15 protein-coding genes and 1 tRNA gene are annotated in these 20,586 nt (G+C 71.8%); 11 read left to right on the forward strand and 5 right to left on the reverse strand.

Annotation, left to right across the window (positions count from 1 at the left end; all coding sequences use genetic code 11):
* Positions 1–6: 6 nt before the first annotated feature.
* Together GWK25_RS16375 and GWK25_RS16380 are read left to right on the forward strand one after the other, a co-directional pair.
* The gene (locus tag GWK25_RS16375; RefSeq protein WP_215450944.1) at positions 7–642 is read left to right on the forward strand and encodes a hypothetical protein; all 636 of its coding nucleotides are present in this window, start codon (positions 7–9) and stop codon (positions 640–642) included.
* A gap of 97 nt (positions 643–739) precedes the next feature.
* Entirely contained in the window at positions 740–3,487 is a 2,748-nt protein-coding gene (locus tag GWK25_RS16380) for a Tat pathway signal sequence domain protein (RefSeq protein ID WP_215450945.1), read from the forward strand.
* A 131-nt stretch (positions 3,488–3,618) separates the two neighbouring features.
* On the opposite strand, the gene GWK25_RS16385 is transcribed toward GWK25_RS16380, so the two are convergent.
* Complete coding sequence (locus GWK25_RS16385; RefSeq protein WP_251828882.1) at positions 3,619–6,102, reverse strand: SCO7613 C-terminal domain-containing membrane protein; 2,484 nt, start codon at positions 6,100–6,102, stop codon at positions 3,619–3,621.
* Positions 6,103–6,204: 102 nt separating this feature from the next.
* On the opposite strand from GWK25_RS16385, the gene GWK25_RS16390 reads away from it, so the two are divergent.
* Positions 6,205–6,663: an SRPBCC family protein gene (locus tag GWK25_RS16390; protein ID WP_215450947.1), complete on the forward strand. Its 459-nt coding sequence runs from the start codon at positions 6,205–6,207 to the stop codon at positions 6,661–6,663.
* 39 nt (positions 6,664–6,702) lie between these two features.
* Positions 6,703–6,774: transfer RNA gene (locus GWK25_RS16395), tRNA-Val, on the forward strand.
* Positions 6,775–6,813: 39 nt separating this feature from the next.
* Here GWK25_RS16395 and GWK25_RS16400 read toward each other — a convergent pair.
* Positions 6,814–7,542 carry a 3'-5' exonuclease gene (locus tag GWK25_RS16400; RefSeq protein WP_215450948.1) on the reverse strand — a complete coding sequence of 243 codons (729 nt, stop codon included), beginning with the start codon at positions 7,540–7,542 and terminating at the stop codon, positions 6,814–6,816.
* 168 nt (positions 7,543–7,710) lie between these two features.
* Here GWK25_RS16400 and GWK25_RS16405 point away from each other — a divergent pair, with 168 nt between their 5' ends.
* The 3 genes from GWK25_RS16405 (at position 7,711) to thrS (ending at position 11,633) form a co-directional block, all read left to right on the forward strand.
* Positions 7,711–8,277, forward strand: a complete 567-nt coding sequence (locus GWK25_RS16405; RefSeq protein ID WP_215450949.1) for a DUF4365 domain-containing protein — start codon at positions 7,711–7,713, stop codon at positions 8,275–8,277.
* A gap of 50 nt (positions 8,278–8,327) precedes the next feature.
* Entirely contained in the window at positions 8,328–9,551 is a 1,224-nt protein-coding gene (locus tag GWK25_RS16410) for a hypothetical protein (RefSeq protein ID WP_215457398.1), read from the forward strand.
* Between the two features lie 105 nt (positions 9,552–9,656).
* On the forward strand, positions 9,657–11,633 hold the full coding sequence (gene thrS, locus GWK25_RS16415; RefSeq protein WP_215450950.1) for a threonine--tRNA ligase: 1,977 nt from the start codon (positions 9,657–9,659) through the stop codon (positions 11,631–11,633).
* A gap of 41 nt (positions 11,634–11,674) precedes the next feature.
* On the opposite strand, the gene GWK25_RS16420 is transcribed toward thrS, so the two are convergent.
* The gene (locus GWK25_RS16420; protein WP_215450951.1) at positions 11,675–12,331 is read right to left on the reverse strand and encodes a potassium channel family protein; all 657 of its coding nucleotides are present in this window, start codon (positions 12,329–12,331) and stop codon (positions 11,675–11,677) included.
* 67 nt (positions 12,332–12,398) lie between these two features.
* Here GWK25_RS16420 and GWK25_RS16425 point away from each other — a divergent pair, with 67 nt between their 5' ends.
* A complete protein-coding gene (locus GWK25_RS16425; RefSeq protein WP_215450952.1) occupies positions 12,399–12,959 on the forward strand; it encodes an HIT domain-containing protein in 561 nt (186 codons plus the stop codon).
* A gap of 232 nt (positions 12,960–13,191) precedes the next feature.
* Here GWK25_RS16425 and GWK25_RS16430 read toward each other — a convergent pair whose 3' ends face one another.
* Together GWK25_RS16430 and GWK25_RS16435 are read right to left on the reverse strand one after the other, a co-directional pair.
* A complete protein-coding gene (locus GWK25_RS16430) occupies positions 13,192–14,862 on the reverse strand; it encodes a hypothetical protein (RefSeq protein ID WP_215450953.1) in 1,671 nt (556 codons plus the stop codon).
* A 265-nt stretch (positions 14,863–15,127) separates the two neighbouring features.
* Positions 15,128–17,326: an elongation factor G-like protein EF-G2 gene (locus tag GWK25_RS16435; RefSeq protein WP_215450954.1), complete on the reverse strand. Its 2,199-nt coding sequence runs from the start codon at positions 17,324–17,326 to the stop codon at positions 15,128–15,130.
* A 228-nt stretch (positions 17,327–17,554) separates the two neighbouring features.
* Here GWK25_RS16435 and pgsA point away from each other — a divergent pair, with 228 nt between their 5' ends.
* The 3 genes from pgsA to GWK25_RS16450 are packed head-to-tail and all read left to right on the forward strand — an operon-like array spanning position 17,555 to position 20,495.
* Complete coding sequence (gene pgsA, locus GWK25_RS16440) at positions 17,555–18,304, forward strand: phosphatidylinositol phosphate synthase (RefSeq protein ID WP_215450955.1); 750 nt, start codon at positions 17,555–17,557, stop codon at positions 18,302–18,304.
* Complete coding sequence (locus tag GWK25_RS16445; RefSeq protein WP_215450956.1) at positions 18,301–19,338, forward strand: phosphatidylinositol mannoside acyltransferase; 1,038 nt, start codon at positions 18,301–18,303, stop codon at positions 19,336–19,338. Before pgsA ends, GWK25_RS16445 begins: the two co-directional genes overlap by 4 nt.
* Positions 19,335–20,495, forward strand: coding sequence for a glycosyltransferase family 4 protein (locus GWK25_RS16450; protein ID WP_215450957.1), 1,161 nt, complete (start codon positions 19,335–19,337; stop codon positions 20,493–20,495). The genes GWK25_RS16445 and GWK25_RS16450 overlap by 4 nt, the downstream gene beginning before the upstream one ends.
* The last annotated feature ends 91 nt before the right edge of the window (positions 20,496–20,586 follow it).

Consider the following 20,586-nt stretch of genomic DNA (forward strand, 5'->3'; position numbering starts at 1 on the left):
CCGACCATGGCCCTCGCCCGCAGCCGCAGCCGCAGCCGTACCCGCGACCGCGACCGCGCCAAGTCGGCCGCGCTCCGCGAGGAGTCCCCGTTCGCCGAACGGTTCGCGCTGTTCGCCGAGTGTCTGCTCACGGGGGTGTGGATCGCGCTGGCCGCGCTGCCGCTGGTGACGTACCCCGCCGCGTTCGCCGCGGGCTCCCGGCACCTGCGACGCCATACGGCCCATGTGGGCGGTGGCCGGCGGGAGTTCGTGGCCGACTTCCGGGCGGCGGTGCGAGGCGGCTGGATCGTCGGGCTCGTCGGCTGGGCGGTGCTGGCGGCGGTCTGGGTGGATGTCCAGGCCGTACGCGCCGGTCTCCCGGGCGGGCCGTTGGTCGGCGCGATCGGGGTCCTCGGGCTGATCGGCGCCGCCGTCGCCGTGCTCCGCGCGGCGGCGGTCTGGCGGCCCGGGGCCACCTGGCGGGGCCTGCTGGGCGCGGCCGGGCGGCGGACCGTGCTCGATCCCGCCGGATCCTTTCTGCTCGTCGGTGGACTGGCCGTGGTGGCCTGCTCCGCCTGGTTCGTCGCGCCGCTCGCGGTCCCCGTGCTCGGGGCCGTCGCGGCGGCGGCCGTCGCCGTGGAGGAGCGGCACCGGCGCCGCTGACCGGCCGGGGCCAGGTCGGCGCCCCGGAGGTGCCGGGTCTCTCTGTCATGCACCTGACCACCCGCACGTACGACTTCCCGTTCGGAAAGGAAAGGCCATGTCCCCGATCGACCGCAGGTCCCTTCTCAAGGCGGCCGCCGTCGCAGGAGCCGCCGCGCAGTTCAGCTGGGCGCTAGGGAGTTCGAACGCGCAGGCCGCACCCCGAGCCGAGGCCGCAGAGGCGGAACCGGTGACCCTGGACTGGCTGGAGGACGGCGGACTCGGCGCCGCTCCCGGTTCGACCCTGGGTGTGCCGTGGCCGAAGGGCGCCTATGAGAAGGAACAGTCGTTCTCTTTGCAGGACGCGGACGGCAAGGACATCCCGGTCCAGTCCTGGCCCATCGGCTACTGGCCAGACGGCTCCGTGAAGTGGACCGCGCACGCGGTGGGCGCGGGCGCCGGCTCCGGCAAGCTCACCCTCGCCGCCGGTACCCCCGCTGCCCCGGAGAAGAAGGTCACCGTCGACAGGAGCGGCGGCACCATCGACGTCTCCACCGGCGTCATCACCGCCAGGATCGGCACGTCCGGCTCGACCCTGGTGAAGTCCGTACGGCGCGGCTCCACCGAGGTCGCCCACACCGGCCGACTGGTCCTGCTGCGCCAGCCCGAGATCGAGGACGGCGACCAGGGCACCGAGAAGTACGAACGCTTCGAGAGCGTCATCGGCGAGGTCGAGGTCGAGCAGGAGGGCCCGGTCCGCGCGGTTGTCCGCATCGACGGCAAGCACCGCAAGGGGAGCCGCAGTTGGCTGCCCTTCTCGATCCGCCTCTACTTCTACGCGGGCGCCGAGTCGTTCCGCATGGTGCACACCATCACCTTCGACGGCACCCAGGAGCCCGGCAGGGCGAGCGGCGACTTCATCCGGGGCATCGGCGTCCGCTTCAAGGTGCCGATGCGCGACGCCGCGTACGACCGCCACATACGTGTCGGCGGCGAGGGCACCGGTCTGCTGCGCGAGGCGGTCAAGGGCATCACCGGACTGCGCCGCGACCCCGGCGCGGCCGTGCGCACCGCCCAGTTCGAGGGCAAGAAGCTGCCCGACCCCTCGACGTGGGACCAGCGGGTCACCACCCGCCTGCAGTACATCCCCGAGTGGGGCGACTACACGCTCTCGCAGCTGTCCGCCGACGGCTTCGGGGTGCGCAAGCGCACCAAGAAGGGCCACGGCTGGATCCCGGCCGGCGGCGGCCGCAGGGCGAGCGGCTTCGGGTACGTCGGCGGCGCGTCCGGCGGGTTCGCCTTCGGCCTGCGCGACTTCTGGGAGAAGTTTCCCGCCCAGCTCGACATCCGCGACGCCCACACCGACACCGCCGAGATCACCCTCTGGCTCTGGTCACCCGAGGCGCAGCCCATGGACCTGCGCTTCTACCACGACGGCATGGGCCAGGACACCTACCCCGAGCAGCTCGAAGGCCTCAACATCACCTACGAGGACTACGAGCCGGAGTTCGGCACCCCCTACGGCATCGCCCGCACCAGCGAACTGCTCTTCTGGGCCCACGAGTCCACACCCGGTGCCGAGGACATGGCCAAGCAGATCGAGGCCGTCCGCAGGCCCCCGCAGCTCGCCGCCCCGCCCAAGCAGCTCATCAAGGCAGGCGTCTTCGGCAAGCTCTTCTCCGAGCCCGACCGCTCCACCGCCGCCAAGGCGAAGATCGAGGACCACCTCGACTTCCTCTTCACCTACTACAAGGACCAGGTGGAGATGCGCCGGTGGTACGGCTTCTGGGACTACGGCGACATCATGCACAGCTACGACCCCAGCCGCCACCAGTGGTGCTACGACGTCGGCGGCTACGCCTGGGACAACTCCGAGCTCTCGCCCGACCTGTGGCTGTGGTTCGCGTACATGCGCTCCGGCCGCGCCGACATCTTCCGCTTCGCCGAGGCCATGACCCGCCACACCGGCGAGGTCGACGTGTACCACCTGGGGAAGTGGGCCGGCCTCGGTACCCGCCACGGTGTCCAGCACTACGCCGACAGCGCCAAGCAGCAGCGGATCGCCAACACCACCTACCGCCGCTACTACTACTTCCTCACCGCGGACGAACGCGTCGGCGACCTCATGCACGCCAATGTCGACTCCGACGAGACGTTCCTCGTCCTCGACCCCATCCGCAAGATCCGCACCGAGCCGTACACGCCCGACCGCAACGCCCTGTCGATCGGCTTCGGCACCGACTGGTCGGGCCTGGTGTCGGCGTGGCTGACCGAGTGGGAGCGGCGCGGCCCCAAGTGGGAGAAGGCCAAGGCCCGCGTCCTGTCGACCATGGAGACGATCGCTGCCCAGCCCAACGGATTCGTCCAGGGCACCGGCCTCTACGACCTGGACACGGGCAGGTTCGCCGTCGCGGACAAGCCCGTGGTCGGGGTCTCGCACCTGTCGGCGATGTTCGGTCTGGTCGAGATGTGCGCGGAGCTCATCGACCAGGTCGACATGCCGAAGTTCAAGGAGGCGTGGCTCGACTACTGCCGCTACTTCAACGCGACGAAGGCGGAACAGGCCGCGCGGTACGGCTCCAACTTCGGCAACCTGCTGCTCTTCCAGGGGCACTCACGGCAGGACGCGTACGCGGCGGTCCACCTGGGCGACGACAAGCTGGCGGCGCGGGCATGGCGGCAGTTCTACAACAGCGCCGACACCTGGGACTACAAGGAGTCGACCGACTGGTCCACGAAGAGGATCGAGGGCCCGACGGCGCTTGTGCCGGGCAGCGAGGCGGCGTGGGTGTCGACCAACGCGACGGCGCTGTACGGGTTGGCGGCGATTCAGAACCTGGCGTTGGTGGGCGACAAGATGCCGTGACGCTCCGCTGGGGGTGCTGGGGGGCTTCGGTTGCCTGGTGCCGGGGGGCTTCGGTTGCCTAGGGTTGGTGGGAAACCACAGGCTCGTGGGGGCTTCTCGCGCAGTTCCCCGCGCGTCTGACGGGGCGCGTCTCAGCTCAGCTTTCCCAGCGCGTTCCGCACTCGGCGTGCGTCGCGCAGGCGTTGTTCGTAGGTGGCGCCTGCCGCCAGCAGCGCCAGACCGGCGAGTGCGGGAGGCACCCAGCGGGGGAGGGCGTCCACGACCTGGGCGATGTAGGGGGCCAGCTCGTGCAGGGCGACCAGGGCGAGGGTGGCACCGCCGAGGAGGAGCGGGGCCTGCAGGCGGTGGCGGGCGCCCAGCAGGGTGACCGCCAGGGCGGCGGCGCCCAGCAGCAGGGGGCGGAGCCAGTGCGGGTCGCCCCAGGCAGCGAAGAGGCTCGGGACCAGCGTGACGGCGAGTCCCGGGCCGTACGCCGTCCAGGACGACGCCGTCACGTCCCGGCGCCGGCGCAGCAGGCCGACGACCAGGGCGGGCAGGGTCACCGGCAGGGTGTACGCCTCGGGCGCGCCGACCTCCCAGACCGCCAGCCGTACCCATGAGGCGGTCACGAAGAGCACGGCGGCCAGACAGCCGAGGTGACGGCGGTCCGGTCGTACGGCCCTGCCCGTGACGATCACCCCGCAGAGCGCGAGGGTCAGGGCCAGCAGAGGCGGGTGCGTGGCCGAGAGGGCGATGGCCAGGAGGCCGGCCGCTGCACCGGTCGCCTCGACCGGGATCGTCGTGGGCGAGTCGCCGAGGCGCGCCGCGAGCAGGGCCGCGATCGCCGGGACCGTCAGGACGAGCAGGGCGGTGTGCTGCGGCTCCCAGCCGACGGACGCGCCGATCGCGCAGGTCAGGGCCGTGGCGTGGACGAGCGAGGCCGGTGCGGCGAGGGGGCCGAGGCCGGTGCGCCAGGCGGCCCCCGCGAACAGTGCGGCCGAGATCGCGAGGGCGACGAGGGTCGTGGGCTCGGTGGCCAGGGAGAGGAGGACCAGGCTCACGGAGGTGACCAGGGCCAGCAGGGCACCGGTGAGCGGCAGCGGCGACCGAAGGCGATCGGACAGCGGGGAGGGCTTGGACGGCTCGGACTGCTCGGACGGCTGGGAGGGCTCGGGGGCCGCCAGTCGCAGGAATCCGGCCAGAGCCAGGGTCGCCGCCATGAGGACGCCCTGGGTCATCAGCCCGGCCAGGTACGGCAGTTCCAGGACCGCCGGGAGGACCAGGGCCGCGGCCCAGGCGAGGACCGAGGCGCCGGCCAGGGCCGGGGTCCGCCATGGGGCCGTGCGTCCGGTCAGGGCCAGTGTTCCGGCGACGACGGCGAGCACGAGGGGGACGGTCGCCGTGTTCGGGGGCCACGGGGCGTCGAGCGTCACCGCCGTGCGGGCGCTCTCCGGCGCGCCGGACCAGATCCGCTCCAGCAGGCCCACCGGGCCCAGCAGCGCGATCGCCACCACCGGCACCGTCGTGGCCACCGCGAGGCCCTGGACGACGGCGGAGGCGTGGACGAGACCGCGCCGTACGGGCTCGGGGGCCTGGGCCCGTACGGCAGTCAACAGGGCGAGCCCGCAGAGGAGATGGGCCGGAACCGTCCATACCTCGGGCAGGATCGTGCGGGCGATGCCGCCGACGCCCGTCACCGTCAGAAGCCCGCCGGCGAGGGCGGTGCCGAGGGCCAGAGCGGGCTTCGGGGCGAGCCGGGCCGTGGTCAGGGCGATCGCGGCGGCGAGGGCGAGGAGCGCCGCCGCACGGGCGGCGGCGCCCGGGCCGGTGGCGGCCCACGAGAGCCACCCGGCCGCCGACACACCCCAGGCACCCCAGCCGGACGCGCCGACGACGGCGACGATCCGTACCGGCTCGAGGGAGACCCGGAGCGCGATCGCGGTGTCGGCCGCCGCTGTCGCCAGCAGCACGGCCGTGACCGTCTCCACGCTCGCGTCCATCGCGAACGACCAGAGGAGAAGCGGGAGTTGAGCGGCGCACAGGGCGAGAGGAAGCGGGAGGCCGAGGGCCGTGCGGGGTGACGTCCCGCCGGACTCGGCCACTCCGGCCCGCAGTGCGCCGAGCCCCAGCCCGTAGGCCGCCCACACCGTCGCGAGCACCGCCGCCGCGGCCGCCGCGTACCCCGTACCGTCCGCCCCGGCGAACGCGACCTCGTGCAGGGCGTACGCGTCCAGGACCGTCAGGGCGAGGCCCAGACCGGCCACCGCCTCGGCCGTCGAACGCAGGCCCCGTCGCAGCAGGAGCACGGGAGCGCCGAGGGCGGCCACGGTCACCGCGCCGAGCACCAGGGCCCGGCCCGCGATGCCCAGGTGGCCCCAGCTGACCAGAGTGAACGCGATCGCCGCGACCGTCAGCAGGATGCCCCCGAGGACCAGCAGCACGTTCTGGACGCGAGGCGCCGTCGCCTCGGGGCGTCGTACGGGCGGTGCGGCGGGCGTGGACCCGGGCGCGGCGGTGTACAGGGCGTTCAGCAGCCACGCGCGGCGGCCGAGCAGGAAGGCGCGGCGGGCGTCGAGGTGCCGCAGCTCGGCATCGAGGGCCCGCAACTCCTCGGCAGGGGACGGAAAGGACGTCATGCAGGGGAGTGTGGTCCGCGTCACGGCGTACGACATGAGTGCGGATACTCAGGGCGTACTCACTTCCCGAGTGAACCGGCCCTGTGCAGGCAGAATCCGACCATGGACTGGTGCCACTACCGCTTCCTCAGCCACTGGAACCTGCCCGCCCGGCCCACCGCCGTGTACGACGTGCTCCAGTGCGTCGACGACTACCCGCGCTGGTGGCCGCAGGTCCGCGAGGTGACCCGGCTCGACGCCACCACCGGCACCGTCCGGGTCCGCTCGGTCCTCCCCTACGACCTCGCCTTCACCGCGCGGGAGGTGCGCAGCGACCGGGCGGCGGGGGTCCTGGAGATCGAGATGACCGGCGACCTGGACGGCTGGGCCCGCTGGACACTCACCGCCGACGGCACGGGCACGCTCGCCCGTTACGACCAGGAGGTCGACGTCTCCAAACCCCTGCTGCGGCGGTTCGCCGTACCGGGGCGGCCCCTGTTCCGCGCCAACCACGCGCTGATGATGCGGGCGGGACGAAGAGGACTGCTCGCGTACCTCACGGCGTGCGGACAAGCGGTTTGAACCAGACCCGTCGGGACCTGTATTGTTCAGTCCGTTCCCGGGCGATTAGCTCAGTGGGAGAGCGCTTCGTTCACACCGAAGAGGTCACTGGTTCGAACCCAGTATCGCCCACCGGGAAAGAGCCGGTCCGCAGTCGCGGACCGGCTTTTCTCATGCCGCCGCGGCCGGCAGATCCGGACGCAGGGGCCATGCCGGGTCCACCGCCTCCTCCGTGCCGCTGCGGGCGAACCAGGCCTGCAGCCCCCGGGCCTGGGCCGCGTGCCACACGGCCTGCAGCGTGTGCAGTTCGGCGGGGGAGAGGCGGGCGAGCCGGGTCGCGAAACGGTGGCCCACCGCGCGGACGACATCCATCGCGGCCTGCGCGTCGGCCGCCGCGTCGTGCGCGCCGTCCAGGGTCACCTCGTAGTGCGCGCACAGATCGGTGAGCGTGCGCCGGCCCTTGCGGTAGCGGTCCAGATGCTTGTCCAGGACCCGGGGATCGAGGACCCGCAGCGGCGTCGCCTCGAACCAGCGGTCCAGCGACGAGGCGCGATGGCGTCGCAACTCGCGGTCCAGCAGCGTCAGATCGAACGGCGCGTTCATCACGACCAGCGGACGGCCGCGCACCGCCTGCTCGGCCAGCGCCCTGGCTATCTCCTCCATCACCGGCGCCGGCCACCGGCCGTCGCGCTGCAACTGATCGTCCGTCAGCCCGTGCACCGCCGTCGCCGCGGCGGGCACCGGCACCCCCGGATTCACCAGCCACCGGGTCACCCGGGGGCGGGTGCCGGGCGCGTCCTGGACGACGACGGCGGCCGACACGATCCGGTCGGTCTCGACGTCCACGCCCGTGGTCTCCGTGTCGAACGCCGCCAAGGGCCCCTCGTACCAACACGTCATGTGTCCACAACTCCTCGTTCACCCACGGCAGCTGACGTCCCGTCTTCTGCCAGTTTGGTGATACCCGGGCTGTTTGCGCCGTACGCCGGACGGAGACAACAGAAGTACGGGTCTGTGCAGTTCAGGGGCCCGGCACGGGGAAGCACCTGTAGGGGAAGGCTGTTGGTCATGGCCATTGCGCAGCCCGAGCGGGGCGGGCTGCTGCCCGAGCACGCGGCACCGCTCCGCGGCTCCCTCGCCACCACCGCCTGCATGGAGACCCTGCAGGTGGGCTATCTGCACGCGGTGGCCGCCGCCGCCGGCTGCTCCCTGTCCCAGCCCTTTCCGGACAACGGCATCGACTGGCACGTCAGCCACGGCTCGCCCGGTCACACCGTCGACGACGAGGTCACCATCAAGGTGCAGCTCAAGGCCACCTACCAGCTCGCGCCGAACCCCCCGGGCCGCTTCTTCTCCTTCACCCTCGACAACGAGCACCTGGCGAAGCTCGCCCGCACCCCCGTCTCGGTGCACAAGATCCTGGTCGTGATGATCGTCCCCAGGTCGCAGGAGCAGTGGCTGCGGGCCGGCCACGACCGGCTGGACCTGCGGCACTGCTGCTACTGGATCAATCTCGCCGGACACCCGATCACCGGTCGGCGCCGCACCACCGTGCGCATCCCGACCTCGCGCATCTTCGACGACCGAGCGCTCTGCGAGATCATGACGCGGGTCGGAACGGGAGGCAGACCGTGACCCACGGCCCCATCGACGACGGCCGCGGCCCGCGGACCGCGGGCGCGTCCGTGCGCCGCCCCATCAACCAGCCCGTGGGCCCCGCCCGGCCCCACCCCGCAGAACCCGTCTGGACCCAGCCGCCCGACCCCACGCAGGTCGACCCCGCCGTACTGGGCACCCTGCTGCGACGGCACGGGTGGCAACGCCGTGGCGGAGCCACCGGGCGGTACGGGCGCTGGACCCCGCCCGAGCCGGCCGGGCGGGCCATGAGCCTGCTCGTGCCGGAGAACCGGGCCTTCCCCGACAGCGACGACCTGCTCGGCGAGGCGCTCACGGCGCTGTCGCGGAGCGGTTCGCCCGCCGCTCGGGACGTGCTGACCGCCCTCGCCGTGCCCAGCGACGAGATCCACTGGTGGCGGGACGTCCCCACCGGACCGCTGGGCACCGCCTCCTGGGTCGTCGAGGACCAACTGCGCTCCGCCGCCCGCCAGATGCTCCTCGCGGCCGCACTGGCCACCCGCGCGCGGGCCGGCTACCACGGTGCCCGGCACCGCCTGCCCGCCGCCGCGTCCCTCGACGGAGTCCTCGTCGGCGCGGCCCCCGGCGGGCGCCGGCTGACCGCCTTCGTCCCCGTCGCCCACGGCCGTTCCCTGGCCTTACGACTGCAGCAGGCCCTCTATGCCGCCCGCGAAGCCATCGACTACCAGCGCGCCACCGGCGGCATGGACGCCTTCGACGGCGCCGTCGAGGCCGGGGTCAGCCACGAGCTGACCGAGGCCCTCGTCGCCCTCGTCCGCGGCACGGAGGGCGCCCGCGTCGCCGTCGACTGGGCGCCCGCCGCCGGTGTCCCCGAGGGCGGTGCGACACCGGCCGACCCTGTCGAGTTCTCCCCGGGCGACCTGCCCGTGCTGCGCGAGGCCGGCGCCCGCTACCTCCGTGCCGAGCCCCCGATGCCGGTGCGGATCACCGGAGCCGTGGTGCGGATGCGCAGGTCGGCGCCGCGCGGGGAGGGCACGGTACGGCTGCGGGTCATCGCCGGCGCCGAGGTCCCGCACGTCCGGATGACCCTGGACGAGGAGTCGTACCGGATCGCAGGGCAGGCCCATCTCGTCGGTCTGCCGGTCCGGGTGCACGGCAGGCTGGAGAGCCGCGGCGGCTTCCGGCGGCTGACGAACGCCGACGGGATCGCACCCGTGCAGGTCGACGAGGCCGAACGGGACCGGCTGATGAAGTCGCTGCAGGAGACCGCGGAGATCACGGCCTTCTTCGAGGAGGCGTGCGGAGGGGACTGACCGCGTCCGCCCTTAACCGTTTCGCAGAGGGCACCCGCGGCTCGGTACGATTCGGGGACCACCTCCGAAAATCCGGAGGTGGTCCCCTTCAGTCAGGAGAGACCGGTGTCCGACGTCCGTGTGATCATCCAACGCGATTCCGAGCGGGAAGAGCGCGTGGTGACGACGGGCACTACGGCCGCCGACCTCTTCGCCGGCGAGCGGACCGTCGTCGCGGCCCGCGTGGCCGGAGAGCTGAAGGACCTCGCGTACGAGGTGCGGGACGGCGAGACCGTCGAGAGCGTGGAGATCTCCTCCGAGGACGGTCTGAACATCCTGCGCCACTCCACCGCGCACGTCATGGCCCAGGCCGTGCAGGAGCTCTTCCCCGAGGCGAAGCTGGGCATCGGCCCGCCGGTCCGGGACGGGTTCTACTACGACTTCGACGTGGAGAAGCCGTTCACGCCCGAGGATCTCAAGGCCATCGAGAAGAAGATGCAGGAGATCCAGAAGCGCGGTCAGCGTTTCTCCCGCCGTGTCGTCACCGACGAGGCCGCCCGCGAGGAACTGGCGAACGAGCCGTACAAGCTGGAGCTGATCGGCCTCAAGGGCTCCGCGTCCTCGGACGACGGCGCGGACGTCGAGGTCGGCGCCGGCGAGCTGACGATCTACGACAACCTGGACGCCAAGACCGGTGACCTGTGCTGGAAGGACCTCTGCCGCGGTCCCCACCTGCCGACCACCCGCAACATCCCGGCGTTCAAGCTGATGCGCAACGCCGCCGCGTACTGGCGCGGCAGCGAGAAGAACCCGATGCTCCAGCGTATCTACGGCACCGCCTGGCCCTCCAAGGAGGAGCTGAAGGCCCACCTCGACTTCCTCGCCGAGGCCGAGAAGCGCGACCACCGCAAGCTGGGCAACGAACTCGACCTGTTCTCGATCCCCGACGAGATCGGTTCCGGCCTCGCCGTCTTCCACCCCAAGGGCGGCATCATCCGCCGGGTCATGGAGGACTACTCGCGCCGCCGGCACGAGGAGGAGGGCTACGAGTTCGTCTACACCCCGCACGCCACGAAGGGGAAGCTCTTCGAGGTCTCGGGTCACCTGGACTGGTACGCCGACGGCATGTACCCGCCCATGCAGCTCGACGAGGGCGTGGACTACTACCTCAAGCCCATGAACTGCCCGATGCACAACCTGATCTTCGACGCGCGCGGCCGCTCGTACCGTGAACTGCCGCTGCGCCTCTTCGAGTTCGGGACCGTGTACCGGTACGAGAAGTCCGGCGTCGTGCACGGCCTGACCCGCGCCCGGGGCTTCACCCAGGACGACGCGCACATCTACTGCACCCGCGAGCAGATGGCGGACGAGCTCGACAAGACGCTCACCTTCGTCCTCAACCTGCTGCGCGACTACGGCCTCACCGACTTCTACCTGGAGCTGTCCACCAAGGACCCGGAGAAGTTCGTCGGCTCGGACGAGGCCTGGGAGGAGGCGACCGAGACGCTCCGCCAGGTCGCCGAGAAGCAGGGCCTCCCGCTGGTCCCCGACCCGGGCGGCGCCGCGTTCTACGGGCCTAAGATCTCCGTCCAGGCCAAGGACGCGATCGGCCGCACCTGGCAGATGTCCACGGTCCAGCTCGACTTCAACCTGCCCGAGCGCTTCGACCTGGAGTACACCGGCCCGGACGGCTCCAAGCAGCGTCCGGTCATGATCCACCGCGCGCTGTTCGGCTCGATCGAGCGATTCTTCGCCGTGCTCCTGGAGCACTACGCGGGCGCGTTCCCGGCATGGCTGGCGCCCGTCCAGGCGGTCGGCATCCCGATCGGCGACGCGCACGTGGAGTACCTGCGGAAGTTCGCCGCCGAGGCGAAGAAGAAGGGGCTGCGCGTCGACGTGGACTCCTCCTCCGACCGTATGCAGAAGAAGATCCGCAACGCCCAGAAGGCGAAGGTGCCCTTCATGGTCATCGCGGGCGACGAGGACATGGCGGCCGGCGCCGTCTCCTTCCGCTACCGCGACGGCTCGCAGGAGAACGGCATCCCCGTCGAGGAGGCCATCGCGAAGATCGCGCAGGTCGTGGAGGACCGCGTCCAGATCTGAGGCGTACCCGCGCCGAGGCCCAGGTGAGGCCCCCGGGGAGCTCAGCTCCCCGGGGGCCTCTGCTCGTCCTCCCGGGCGAACACCTGGAGCAGCCACGACCCGAACGATCCCGTCACCGTGCCGAGCAGGGCGAGACCGCAGGCCATGAGGAAGACGGCGATCGTCCGCCCCATCGGGGTCACGGGGGTGACGTCCCCGTACCCCACCGTGGCGAGCGTGGCGCAGGTCCACCACACGGCGTCCCCGAAGGTCACGATCGACGCGTCCGGCGCCGCGTGTTCCTGCTGGTAGACGGCGAGGGCTCCGGTGAAGCCGAGCAAGGTCACCGACAGGCCCGCGTAGACGGCCACACGCGCGTGCAGGGAGAGCCGGGGCCGGTCGTGGCGGCGCTGCACGGCGTCATGGATCTGCACGACCCGCAGCGGCCGCAGCAGCGGCAGCAGCAGGACGACGGTGTCCAGCCAGTGGACCCGCACGAACCTCGGGCCCAGCCCGCTCAGCCGCCAGCGCACCCCGTAGTCGACGACGAAGACCACCCAGCACAGCAGGGTCACCGCGAGACAGAGGTCGAGCCAGGCCTGGGGGAGGTCGTGGGCCAGCACCCGTACCGCGTACGAGGCGAGGAAGAGGGCCGACGCTCCGGCGAGAACGCGTCCGGTGCGGCGTTCCCAGCGGAGCGTCCGGCTGTCGTGGTCCATCGACTCAGCTTGGCCCCGGCCGCCCGGCGCCGGTACCCGGCGACACGCCGCGAACGGGCGAAGCCATATGCTGCACTGCATGACGAGTGAGCCGGAGCAGCAGATCGGAGTGGGAACGCAGGACGCGTTCCAGCGCCTGTGGACGCCCCATCGGATGGCGTACATCCAGGGCGAGAACAAGCCGACCGGTCCTGGGGCCGGGGACGGCTGTCCGTTCTGCTCGATCCCGGTCAAATCGGACGAGGACGGCCTGGTCATCAGGCGCGGGGAGCATGTGTACGCCGTGCTCAACCTCTACCCGTACAACGGCGGCCACCTCATGGTCGTCCCCTACCGTCACGTCGCCGACTACACGGACCTCACCGGGCCGGAGACCGCCGAGCTGGGCGAGCTGACCAAGCAGTCCATGACCGCGCTGCGCACCGCCTCAGGGGCCCACGGCTTCAACATCGGCATGAATCAGGGGTCGGTCGCGGGGGCGGGTATCGCGGCCCACCTCCACCAGCACATCGTGCCGCGCTGGGGTGGGGACACCAACTTCATGCCGGTCGTCGGTCACACGAGGATCCTGCCGCAGCTGCTGGCCGACACGAGGAAGATGCTCGCGGAGGCCTGGCCTACGGCGTAAGCCGGGTCGGGTGCGTGGGGTTGGGGGCCGTTTTCGTCTGCGGGTGCGTGGGGGCTGGTCGCGCAGTTCCCCGCGCCCCTCAAAAAGCAGGGGCTGCGCCCCTGGCTTTTTGATGAAAGGGCCGAAGGCCTCCTTCAGCGGCGCGGGGAACTGCGCGAGAAGCCCCCCACCCGCACCCGGCGACCAAACCCGCACCCCACGCTCCCCCCGCCGCCCAAGCCCAGCGCAGCGCTCACGCGTCGTAGAGGTCCGCCTTCCGCGGTGTGGGATCCTGCACCGCCCCGCTGAGGAACCCGGCCCGCGACCCGAACTTCTCGGTGTCCACGCCGTTCTCCTTGAGCACCTTGATCGCCGCGTTGTGCACCACGCGGAGCACCGGCGTGGCCGCCCGCAGCGCGTCGTCGGCCATGAAACGGTGCCGCCACGGCTGGTCGGCCCACGCGTGGCGCAGGCCGAACGGCTCGGGCAGTCCCATGGAGCCGCCGAGCCAGTTGAGCAGCGGCGGGTACCAGGTCAGAGGGGCGCGCGCGGCGAGCCGTACGACCTCGTCGGCGTCGACGAGCGGGAGCTTGATCTTGCGCGTCTCCCAGAAGCGCAGCGACTTCTGGACTTCCTTCTCCTTGGCCGCGGGGCCGGTCGTGAACAGGCCGTGCACCGGCCCCAGCGCGTGCCCGGTGACCTCGATGCGCAGCGTCTGGTGCAGCACGGTGACCGTGACCAGCATGGTGATGATCAACTGGCCGTCCCAGAGGGTCCATTGGACCCCCAGGTAGTGGCGGTTGCCGCTGCCGAAGTGCTGCTTGTTGCAGATCTCCTGTATGGCGTGCGTCTTGTACTGGTAGGCGTCCACGTCGGTGCTGTCGGGCCGGGCCACGGCTCCGGCGCCCTCGCCGATGGGGCTCACGATCCAGTGCTTGATGGAAGGGGCCGTGAAACCACCGGTGTTGAGGGGGGTGCGCTCCAGCATGCGCAGCTGGTCGTGGATGGCGCGTATGACGTCCCAGCTGCGGAACGGGTGGATCTCCTTGCCCGCTTCGGCCGGCACGAGGTCCTCGGCGAGCTGCCAGCTGCCCCACCGGGTGCCCATGCCGAGGATGCCCTTGGGGCCGGCGTAGAAGACCAGGTTGGAGCGCTGCTCGGCGCTGAGCCGGGCCAGTTCCTTGCGCAGCTGCTCGGCCTTGGTCTCGCCGGGGCTGCCGGGCACGGCCTCGGGGATCTTGGCGCCGATGCCACCGCCCGCCAGCAGGCCGGACCAGCGCTCCCGCAGATCCTTCGCGGCGCGCTCGCAGACCTGCTTGGCCCAGAACCAGCCGACCACCGGCAGCACCACGCACGCTCGCGCGTACCAGGCCCAGAAGCCGTCGAAGGGCATCTTGAGCAGGAAGATCACGGCGAGTGCGCCCACCGCGACCAGCACGGTGGTGCCGAGGGCGCCCGCCCGCTTGTCGTCACGCTTGGCGACCGTCGTACGGATCTGGAAGACCAGCAGCCACACCAGGAGCCCGGGCAGGAAGAGCAGGCCGCACAGGACCATGATCGCCGAGAGCCAGTTGTCGCGCTCCCGGCGGATGTTGTTGGCCGCGAGGCAGTGCTCGACCACGACCTGAGGCTCCATGCCGAAGGACTGGATGAGCGGTTTGCGGCCCGCGCCGACCATCCGGTCCCGCACCGCGAGGGAGAAGGCCTCCCCGAGGTTCGGCCGGAAGATGGTCGCCCACTTGCGGCCCGGTTTGACCGTGGACTTGTGCCAGTCGTTGTTGGCCTTGAGGATCTCCGCGATCTCGTTGTCCCGGTAGGCCGCGGACGCCAGGGCGTACGTCGCCGCGGTCTGGCCCGCGGTGCCCGTCAGCGGCACCTGTGCCCCGGGAGAGAAATCGAATTCGTCCGCCACCGCCGCCCCCATCGCCGCACACTCGCTCCTGCGGCTCTTCCCGACTTCCGTGCTCCGCACACCTGTTGATCAGGTCATAGCCTGATCTGGACCTGATCGAGCCATACTTGTCGATCAGGTGATCAGCGTATCCGCAGCCGCGGGCAACGCGCGGCGCCGGGAACGGACATTCACGGAACCCACCGGTGGACGGCCGGGGCCGCCCACCGTGAGGTCACGGGTGTCGTCCGCGCCTTCTGTCCCTCTGATCCCAACTCCTCGGTCGGCCGCTTCTCCCTCAGTTCTCCTTCGTCCGTTCCCGGAGCTTGTCGGCGACACGGGACGGCATCGGCTCGTGCCGCGTGTACCGGCGGCCGAAACGCGCGGTGCCGTGGGAGAGCGACCGCAGGTCGACGGCGTACCGGTCGATCTCGATCTCCGGTACCTCGGCCCGGACGAGGGTGCGCCCGCCGCCCGCCTGCTCGGTGCCGACGACCCGGCCGCGCCGCCCGGACAGATCGCTCATCACCGGGCCGACGTAGGAGTCGCCGACCAGCACCGACACCTCGGCCACCGGCTCCAGCAGGTGGATCTTCGCGTCGGCGGCCGCCTCGCGCAGTGCCAGCGCGCCCGCCGTCTGGAACGCGGCGTCCGAGGAGTCGACCGAGTGCGCCTTGCCGTCGCGCAGCGTGATCCGTACGTCGATGAGCGGATAGCCCGCCGCGACGCCCTTCGCCGCCTGCGCCCGCACGCCCTTCTCGACGGACGGGATGAACTGCCGGGGCACCGCGCCGCCGACGACCTTGTCGACGAACTCGATGCCGGAGCCGCCGGGCAGCGGCTCCACCTCGATCTCGCAGATCGCGTACTGCCCGTGTCCGCCGGACTGCTTCACGTGCCGGCCCCGGCCCGCCGATCTGTCGGCGAACGTCTCCCGCAGGGAGACGCGGTGCGGTATCACGTCGACCTGGACGCCGTAGCGGCTGCGCAGCCGTTCCAGGGCCACGTCGGCGTGCGCCTCGCCCAGGCACCACAGGACCACCTGGTGCGTGTCCTGGTTCTGCTCGAGCCGCATCGTCGGGTCCTCGGCCACCAGCCGGGCGAGGCCCTGGGAGAGCTTGTCCTCGTCGGCCTTGCTGTGCGCCTGGATGGCGAGCGGCAGCAACGGGTCCGGCATCTCCCACGGCTCCATGAGCAGCGGGTCGTCCTTGGCGGACAACGTGTCCCCGGTCTCCGCGCGGTTGAGTTTCGCCACGCACGCCAGGTCGCCCGCGATGCAGTGGGTGAGTGTCCGCTGCTGCTTGCCGAACGGGGCCGAGAGGGCGCCGATCCGCTCGTCGACGTCGTGGTCCTCGTGTCCCCGGTCGGCCAGACCGTGCCCGGATACATGCACCGTCGCGTCGGGGCGCAGCGTCCCGGAGAAGACCCGTACCAGGGAGATCCGGCCCACGTAGGGGTCGCTGGCGGTCTTCACGACCTCGGCGACCAGCGGCCCGTCCGGATCGCAGGCCGACGTGAGCTCGCGGGGGCGGCCCTCGGGGGTGGTGACCGAGGGCGTCTCACGCTCCAGGGGCGTGGGGAAGCCGCCGGTGACCAGTTCGAGGAGCTCGACCGTGCCGAGGCCCTGCCTGGCGCCCTCGGCCGCGGGGGCGGCGGCCAGCACCGGGTGGAAGACCCCGCGCGCGACGGCCCGCTCCAGGTCGTCGACGAGCGTCTTGACGTCGATCGCCTCGCCGCCGAGGTAGCGGTCCATGAGGGTCTCGTCCTCGCTCTCGGCGATGATCCCCTCGATGAGCCGGTTGCGGGCCTCCTCGATCGCCGGCAACTGCTCCGGGCCCGGCTCGGACTCCTTGCGCTCGCCGGAGGAGTAGTCGAAGAGCTTCCGCGTCAGCAGTCCGGTCAGCCCGGTCACGGGCGCGTGCCCGTCGGGACCCTGGGGGCCGCGCAGCGGCAGATAGAGCGGCAGGACGGCGTCGGGATCGTCCCCGCCGAACGTCTCCGCGCAGATCCTGGTCATCTCCTCGAAGTCCGCCCGCGCGGCCTCCAGATGCGTGATCACGATCGCCCGCGGCATGCCCACCGCCGCGCACTCCTCCCACACCATGCGCGTCGAGCCGTCGACGCCGTCCGAGGCCGAGACGACGAAAAGGGCCGCGTCCGCCGCTCGCAGACCGGCCCTGAGTTCTCCGACGAAGTCGGCGTATCCGGGGGTGTCCAGCAGATTGATCTTGTACCCGCCCCATTCGACGGGGACCAGGGAGAGCTGCACCGAGCGTTGCTGCCGGTGTTCGATCTCGTCGTAGTCGGAGACGGTGCCGCCGTCCTCCACGCGGCCCGCCCGGTTCACCGCTCCCGCCGTCAGCGCGAGAGCCTCCACCAAGGTCGTCTTGCCCGAACCGGAGTGGCCGACCAGCACCACATTCCGTACGGACGCGGGGTGGTCGGCCGCCGTAGCCCTGCCGGCGGCTCCGGGATGTGCGTTCGCCTTGTCGCCCATGATCCTGCCTCCCGTGCACGGTGAGGTCACTGTGGGCGCGGACATGCGGATCCGCGTGCGGTGCGGCTCCGATGACGCCCGCGGTGTCTTCGAGCTTTGCACTCGCGTCACGGTGCGTCCATACGAACGACGTGATCGCTCCTCGCGGCCCCGCCCGGGACCGGGGACACGGCGGGCTGGTGCCCGACGGTCGCACACGCGCGCGCGTGGCTACGATGGGCCAGCCGGATGGCCAACAGGGGCCACGCGGCGACACCGACCCTCGGGAAGGCCATGCTGAACAAGTACGCGCGTGCATTCTTCACGCGTGTCCTCACACCGTTCGCCGCGTTTCTGATCCGCAGGGGCGTCAGCCCCGACACGGTCACTCTCATCGGCACCGCCGGAGTGATCGCGGGCGCGTTGGTCTTCTACCCCCGGGGCGAGTTCTTCTGGGGCACGATCGTCATCACGCTGTTCGTGTTCTCGGACCTCGTCGACGGCAACATGGCCCGCCAGATGGGCCGCTCCAGCCGCTGGGGAGCTTTCCTCGACTCCACGCTCGACCGGGTCGCCGACGGCGCGATCTTCGGCGGTTTCGCCCTCTGGTACGCGGGCAAGGGCGACGACCTCGCGCTGTGCGCCGTCTCGATCTTCTGCCTGGCGAGCGGCCAGGTGGTGTCGTACACCAAGGCGCGCGGCGAGTCGATCGGTTTGCCGGTGGCGGTCAACGGGCTGGTGGAGCGCGCCGAGCGCCTGGTGATCTCGCTGGTCGCGGCCGGCCTTTCCGGCCTGCACGCGTTCGGGGTGCCCGGGATCGACGTCCTGCTGCCCATCGCCCTGTGGATCGTCGCCGTCGGCAGCCTCGTCACGCTGATCCAGCGCGTGGTCACCGTCCGCCGCGAATCCGCCGAGGCGGAGGCGGCGGCCGAGGCGGAGGCCGCCTCGACCGTCCAGGACACCCCGGACACCGCCCGCAACAGCGAGGCGACCCCGTGAGCGCTCTGCGGGAACGGCTGACCGACGGGCTGTACGGCCTGGGCTGGAGCACCGTCAAGAAGCTCCCCGAGCCCGCCGCCGTCCGCCTCGGCCGGACGATCGCCGACGCCACCTGGAAGCGACGCGGCCCCCTCGTCCGCCGGCTGGAGGCCAACTACGCGCGCGTGGTCCCGGACGCGGGCCCGGAGCGCCTCGCCGAGCTGTCCCGCGCGGGCATGCGGTCGTACCTGCGCTACTGGATGGAGTCCTTCCGCCTCCCCGCCTGGAGCGAGCAGCGCATCAGGACCGGCTTCGCGGCCCAGGACCTCCACCACCTCACCGACGGCCTCGCGGCCGGTCGCGGTGTCGTGCTCGCGCTGCCGCACCTGGCCAACTGGGACCTCGCCGGAGCCTGGGTCACCACCGAGCTGAAGACCCCGTTCACCACCGTCGCCGAGCGCCTCAAGCCCGAGACGCTCTACGACCGCTTCGTCGCCTACCGCGAGGGCCTCGGTATGGAGGTGCTGCCGCACAGCGGCGGCTCCGCCTTCGGCACCCTCGCGCGGCGGCTGCGCGACGGCGGGCTCGTCTGTCTGGTCGCCGACCGCGACCTGTCCGCGTCCGGCGTCGAGGTCGACTTCTTCGGCGAGCCCGCCCGGATGCCCGCCGGACCGGCGCTGCTCGCCCAGCAGACCGGCGCGCTGCTGCTGCCGGTGACGCTCTGGTACGACGACTCGCCCGTCATGCGCGGGCGCGTGCACCCCCCGATCGCGGTACCCGGGACAGGTACCCGCGCCGAGAAGACGTCTGTCATGACACAGGCGCTGGCAGACGCCTTCGCCACCGGCATCGCCGACCACCCGGAGGACTGGCACATGCTCCAGCGCCTGTGGCTCGCGGACCTCGACCCGGCGAAGAGCCCGGGCGGGCCCACGACACCCGCACCGAGACCGGCCGCGGATCCCGCGACGGAAGCGGGGAGCGGTCCGCAGACGGGTTCCGCGCGTGGCCCGCTGCCGGGTGCCGCGAAGGATTCCGAGAAGGGGCGCCCGTGAAGATCGGGATCGTCTGTCCGTACTCCTGGGACGTGCCCGGGGGAGTCCAGTTCCACATCCGTGACCTGGCCGACCACCTCATCCGGCTCGGCCACGAGGTGTCGGTGCTCGCCCCGGCGGACGACGACACACCGCTGCCGCCGTACGTCGTCTCGGCGGGCCGCGCGGTCCCCGTGCCCTACAACGGCTCGGTCGCCCGCCTGAACTTCGGGTTCCTGTCGGCCGCCCGGGTACGGCGCTGGCTGCACGACGGGACCTTCGACGTGATCCACATCCACGAGCCGGCCTCCCCGTCGCTCGGTCTGCTGGCCTGCTGGGCCGCGCAGGGCCCGATCGTGGCCACCTTCCACACCTCCAACCCGCGCTCCCGGGCCATGATCGCGGCCTACCCGATCCTGCAGCCCGCGCTGGAGAAGATCAGCGCGCGGATCGCGGTGAGCGAGTACGCCCGTCGCACCCTGGTGGAGCACCTCGGCGGCGACGCGGTGGTCATCCCGAACGGCGTCGACGTCGACTTCTTCGCCCGCGCCAAGCCCAACCCCGACTGGCAGGGCGACACGCTCGGCTTCGTCGGCCGCATCGACGAACCCCGCAAGGGGCTGCCGGTGCTGGTGAAGGCCCTGCCGAAGATCTTCGCCGAGCGCCCCGGGGCGAGGCTGCTGGTCGCGGGCCGGGGGGACGAGGAACAGGCGGTGGAGAGCCTGCCCGCCGAGCTCCGCTCCCGCGTCGAGTTCCTCGGCATGGTCAGCGACGAGGACAAGGCCCGCTTCCTGCGCAGCGTCGACGTCTACGTCGCCCCCAACACCGGCGGCGAGAGCTTCGGCATCATCCTCGTCGAGGCCATGTCCGCCGGCGCCCCCGTCCTCGCCTCCGACCTCGACGCCTTCGCCCAAGTCCTCGACCAGGGCACCGCGGGCGAGCTCTTCGCCAACGAGGACGCCGACGCCCTCGCGACAGCCGCCGTACGCCTGCTCGGCGACCCGGAGCGCCGCGCGGAACTCCGCGAACGGGGCAGCGCCCACGTCCGCCGGTTCGACTGGTCCACCGTCGGCGCCGACATCCTCGGCGTCTACGAGACCGTCACGGAGGGCGCGGCGTCGGTGGCGGCGGACGAACGGGTCGGCCTGCGGGCGCGGTTGGGGCTGGGCCGGGAGTGACTGCGGTGGGGGCGGGGGCCGTTCGCACGGTTCCCGCCCGTCTCGTGCGCGGCTGAGCTGGGGCGTGGTCGTCGTGGGCACCGGTAGTAGC

The organism is Streptomyces sp. ATCC 21386 (assembly GCF_018728545.1).
Classification (GTDB): domain Bacteria; phylum Actinomycetota; class Actinomycetes; order Streptomycetales; family Streptomycetaceae; genus Streptomyces.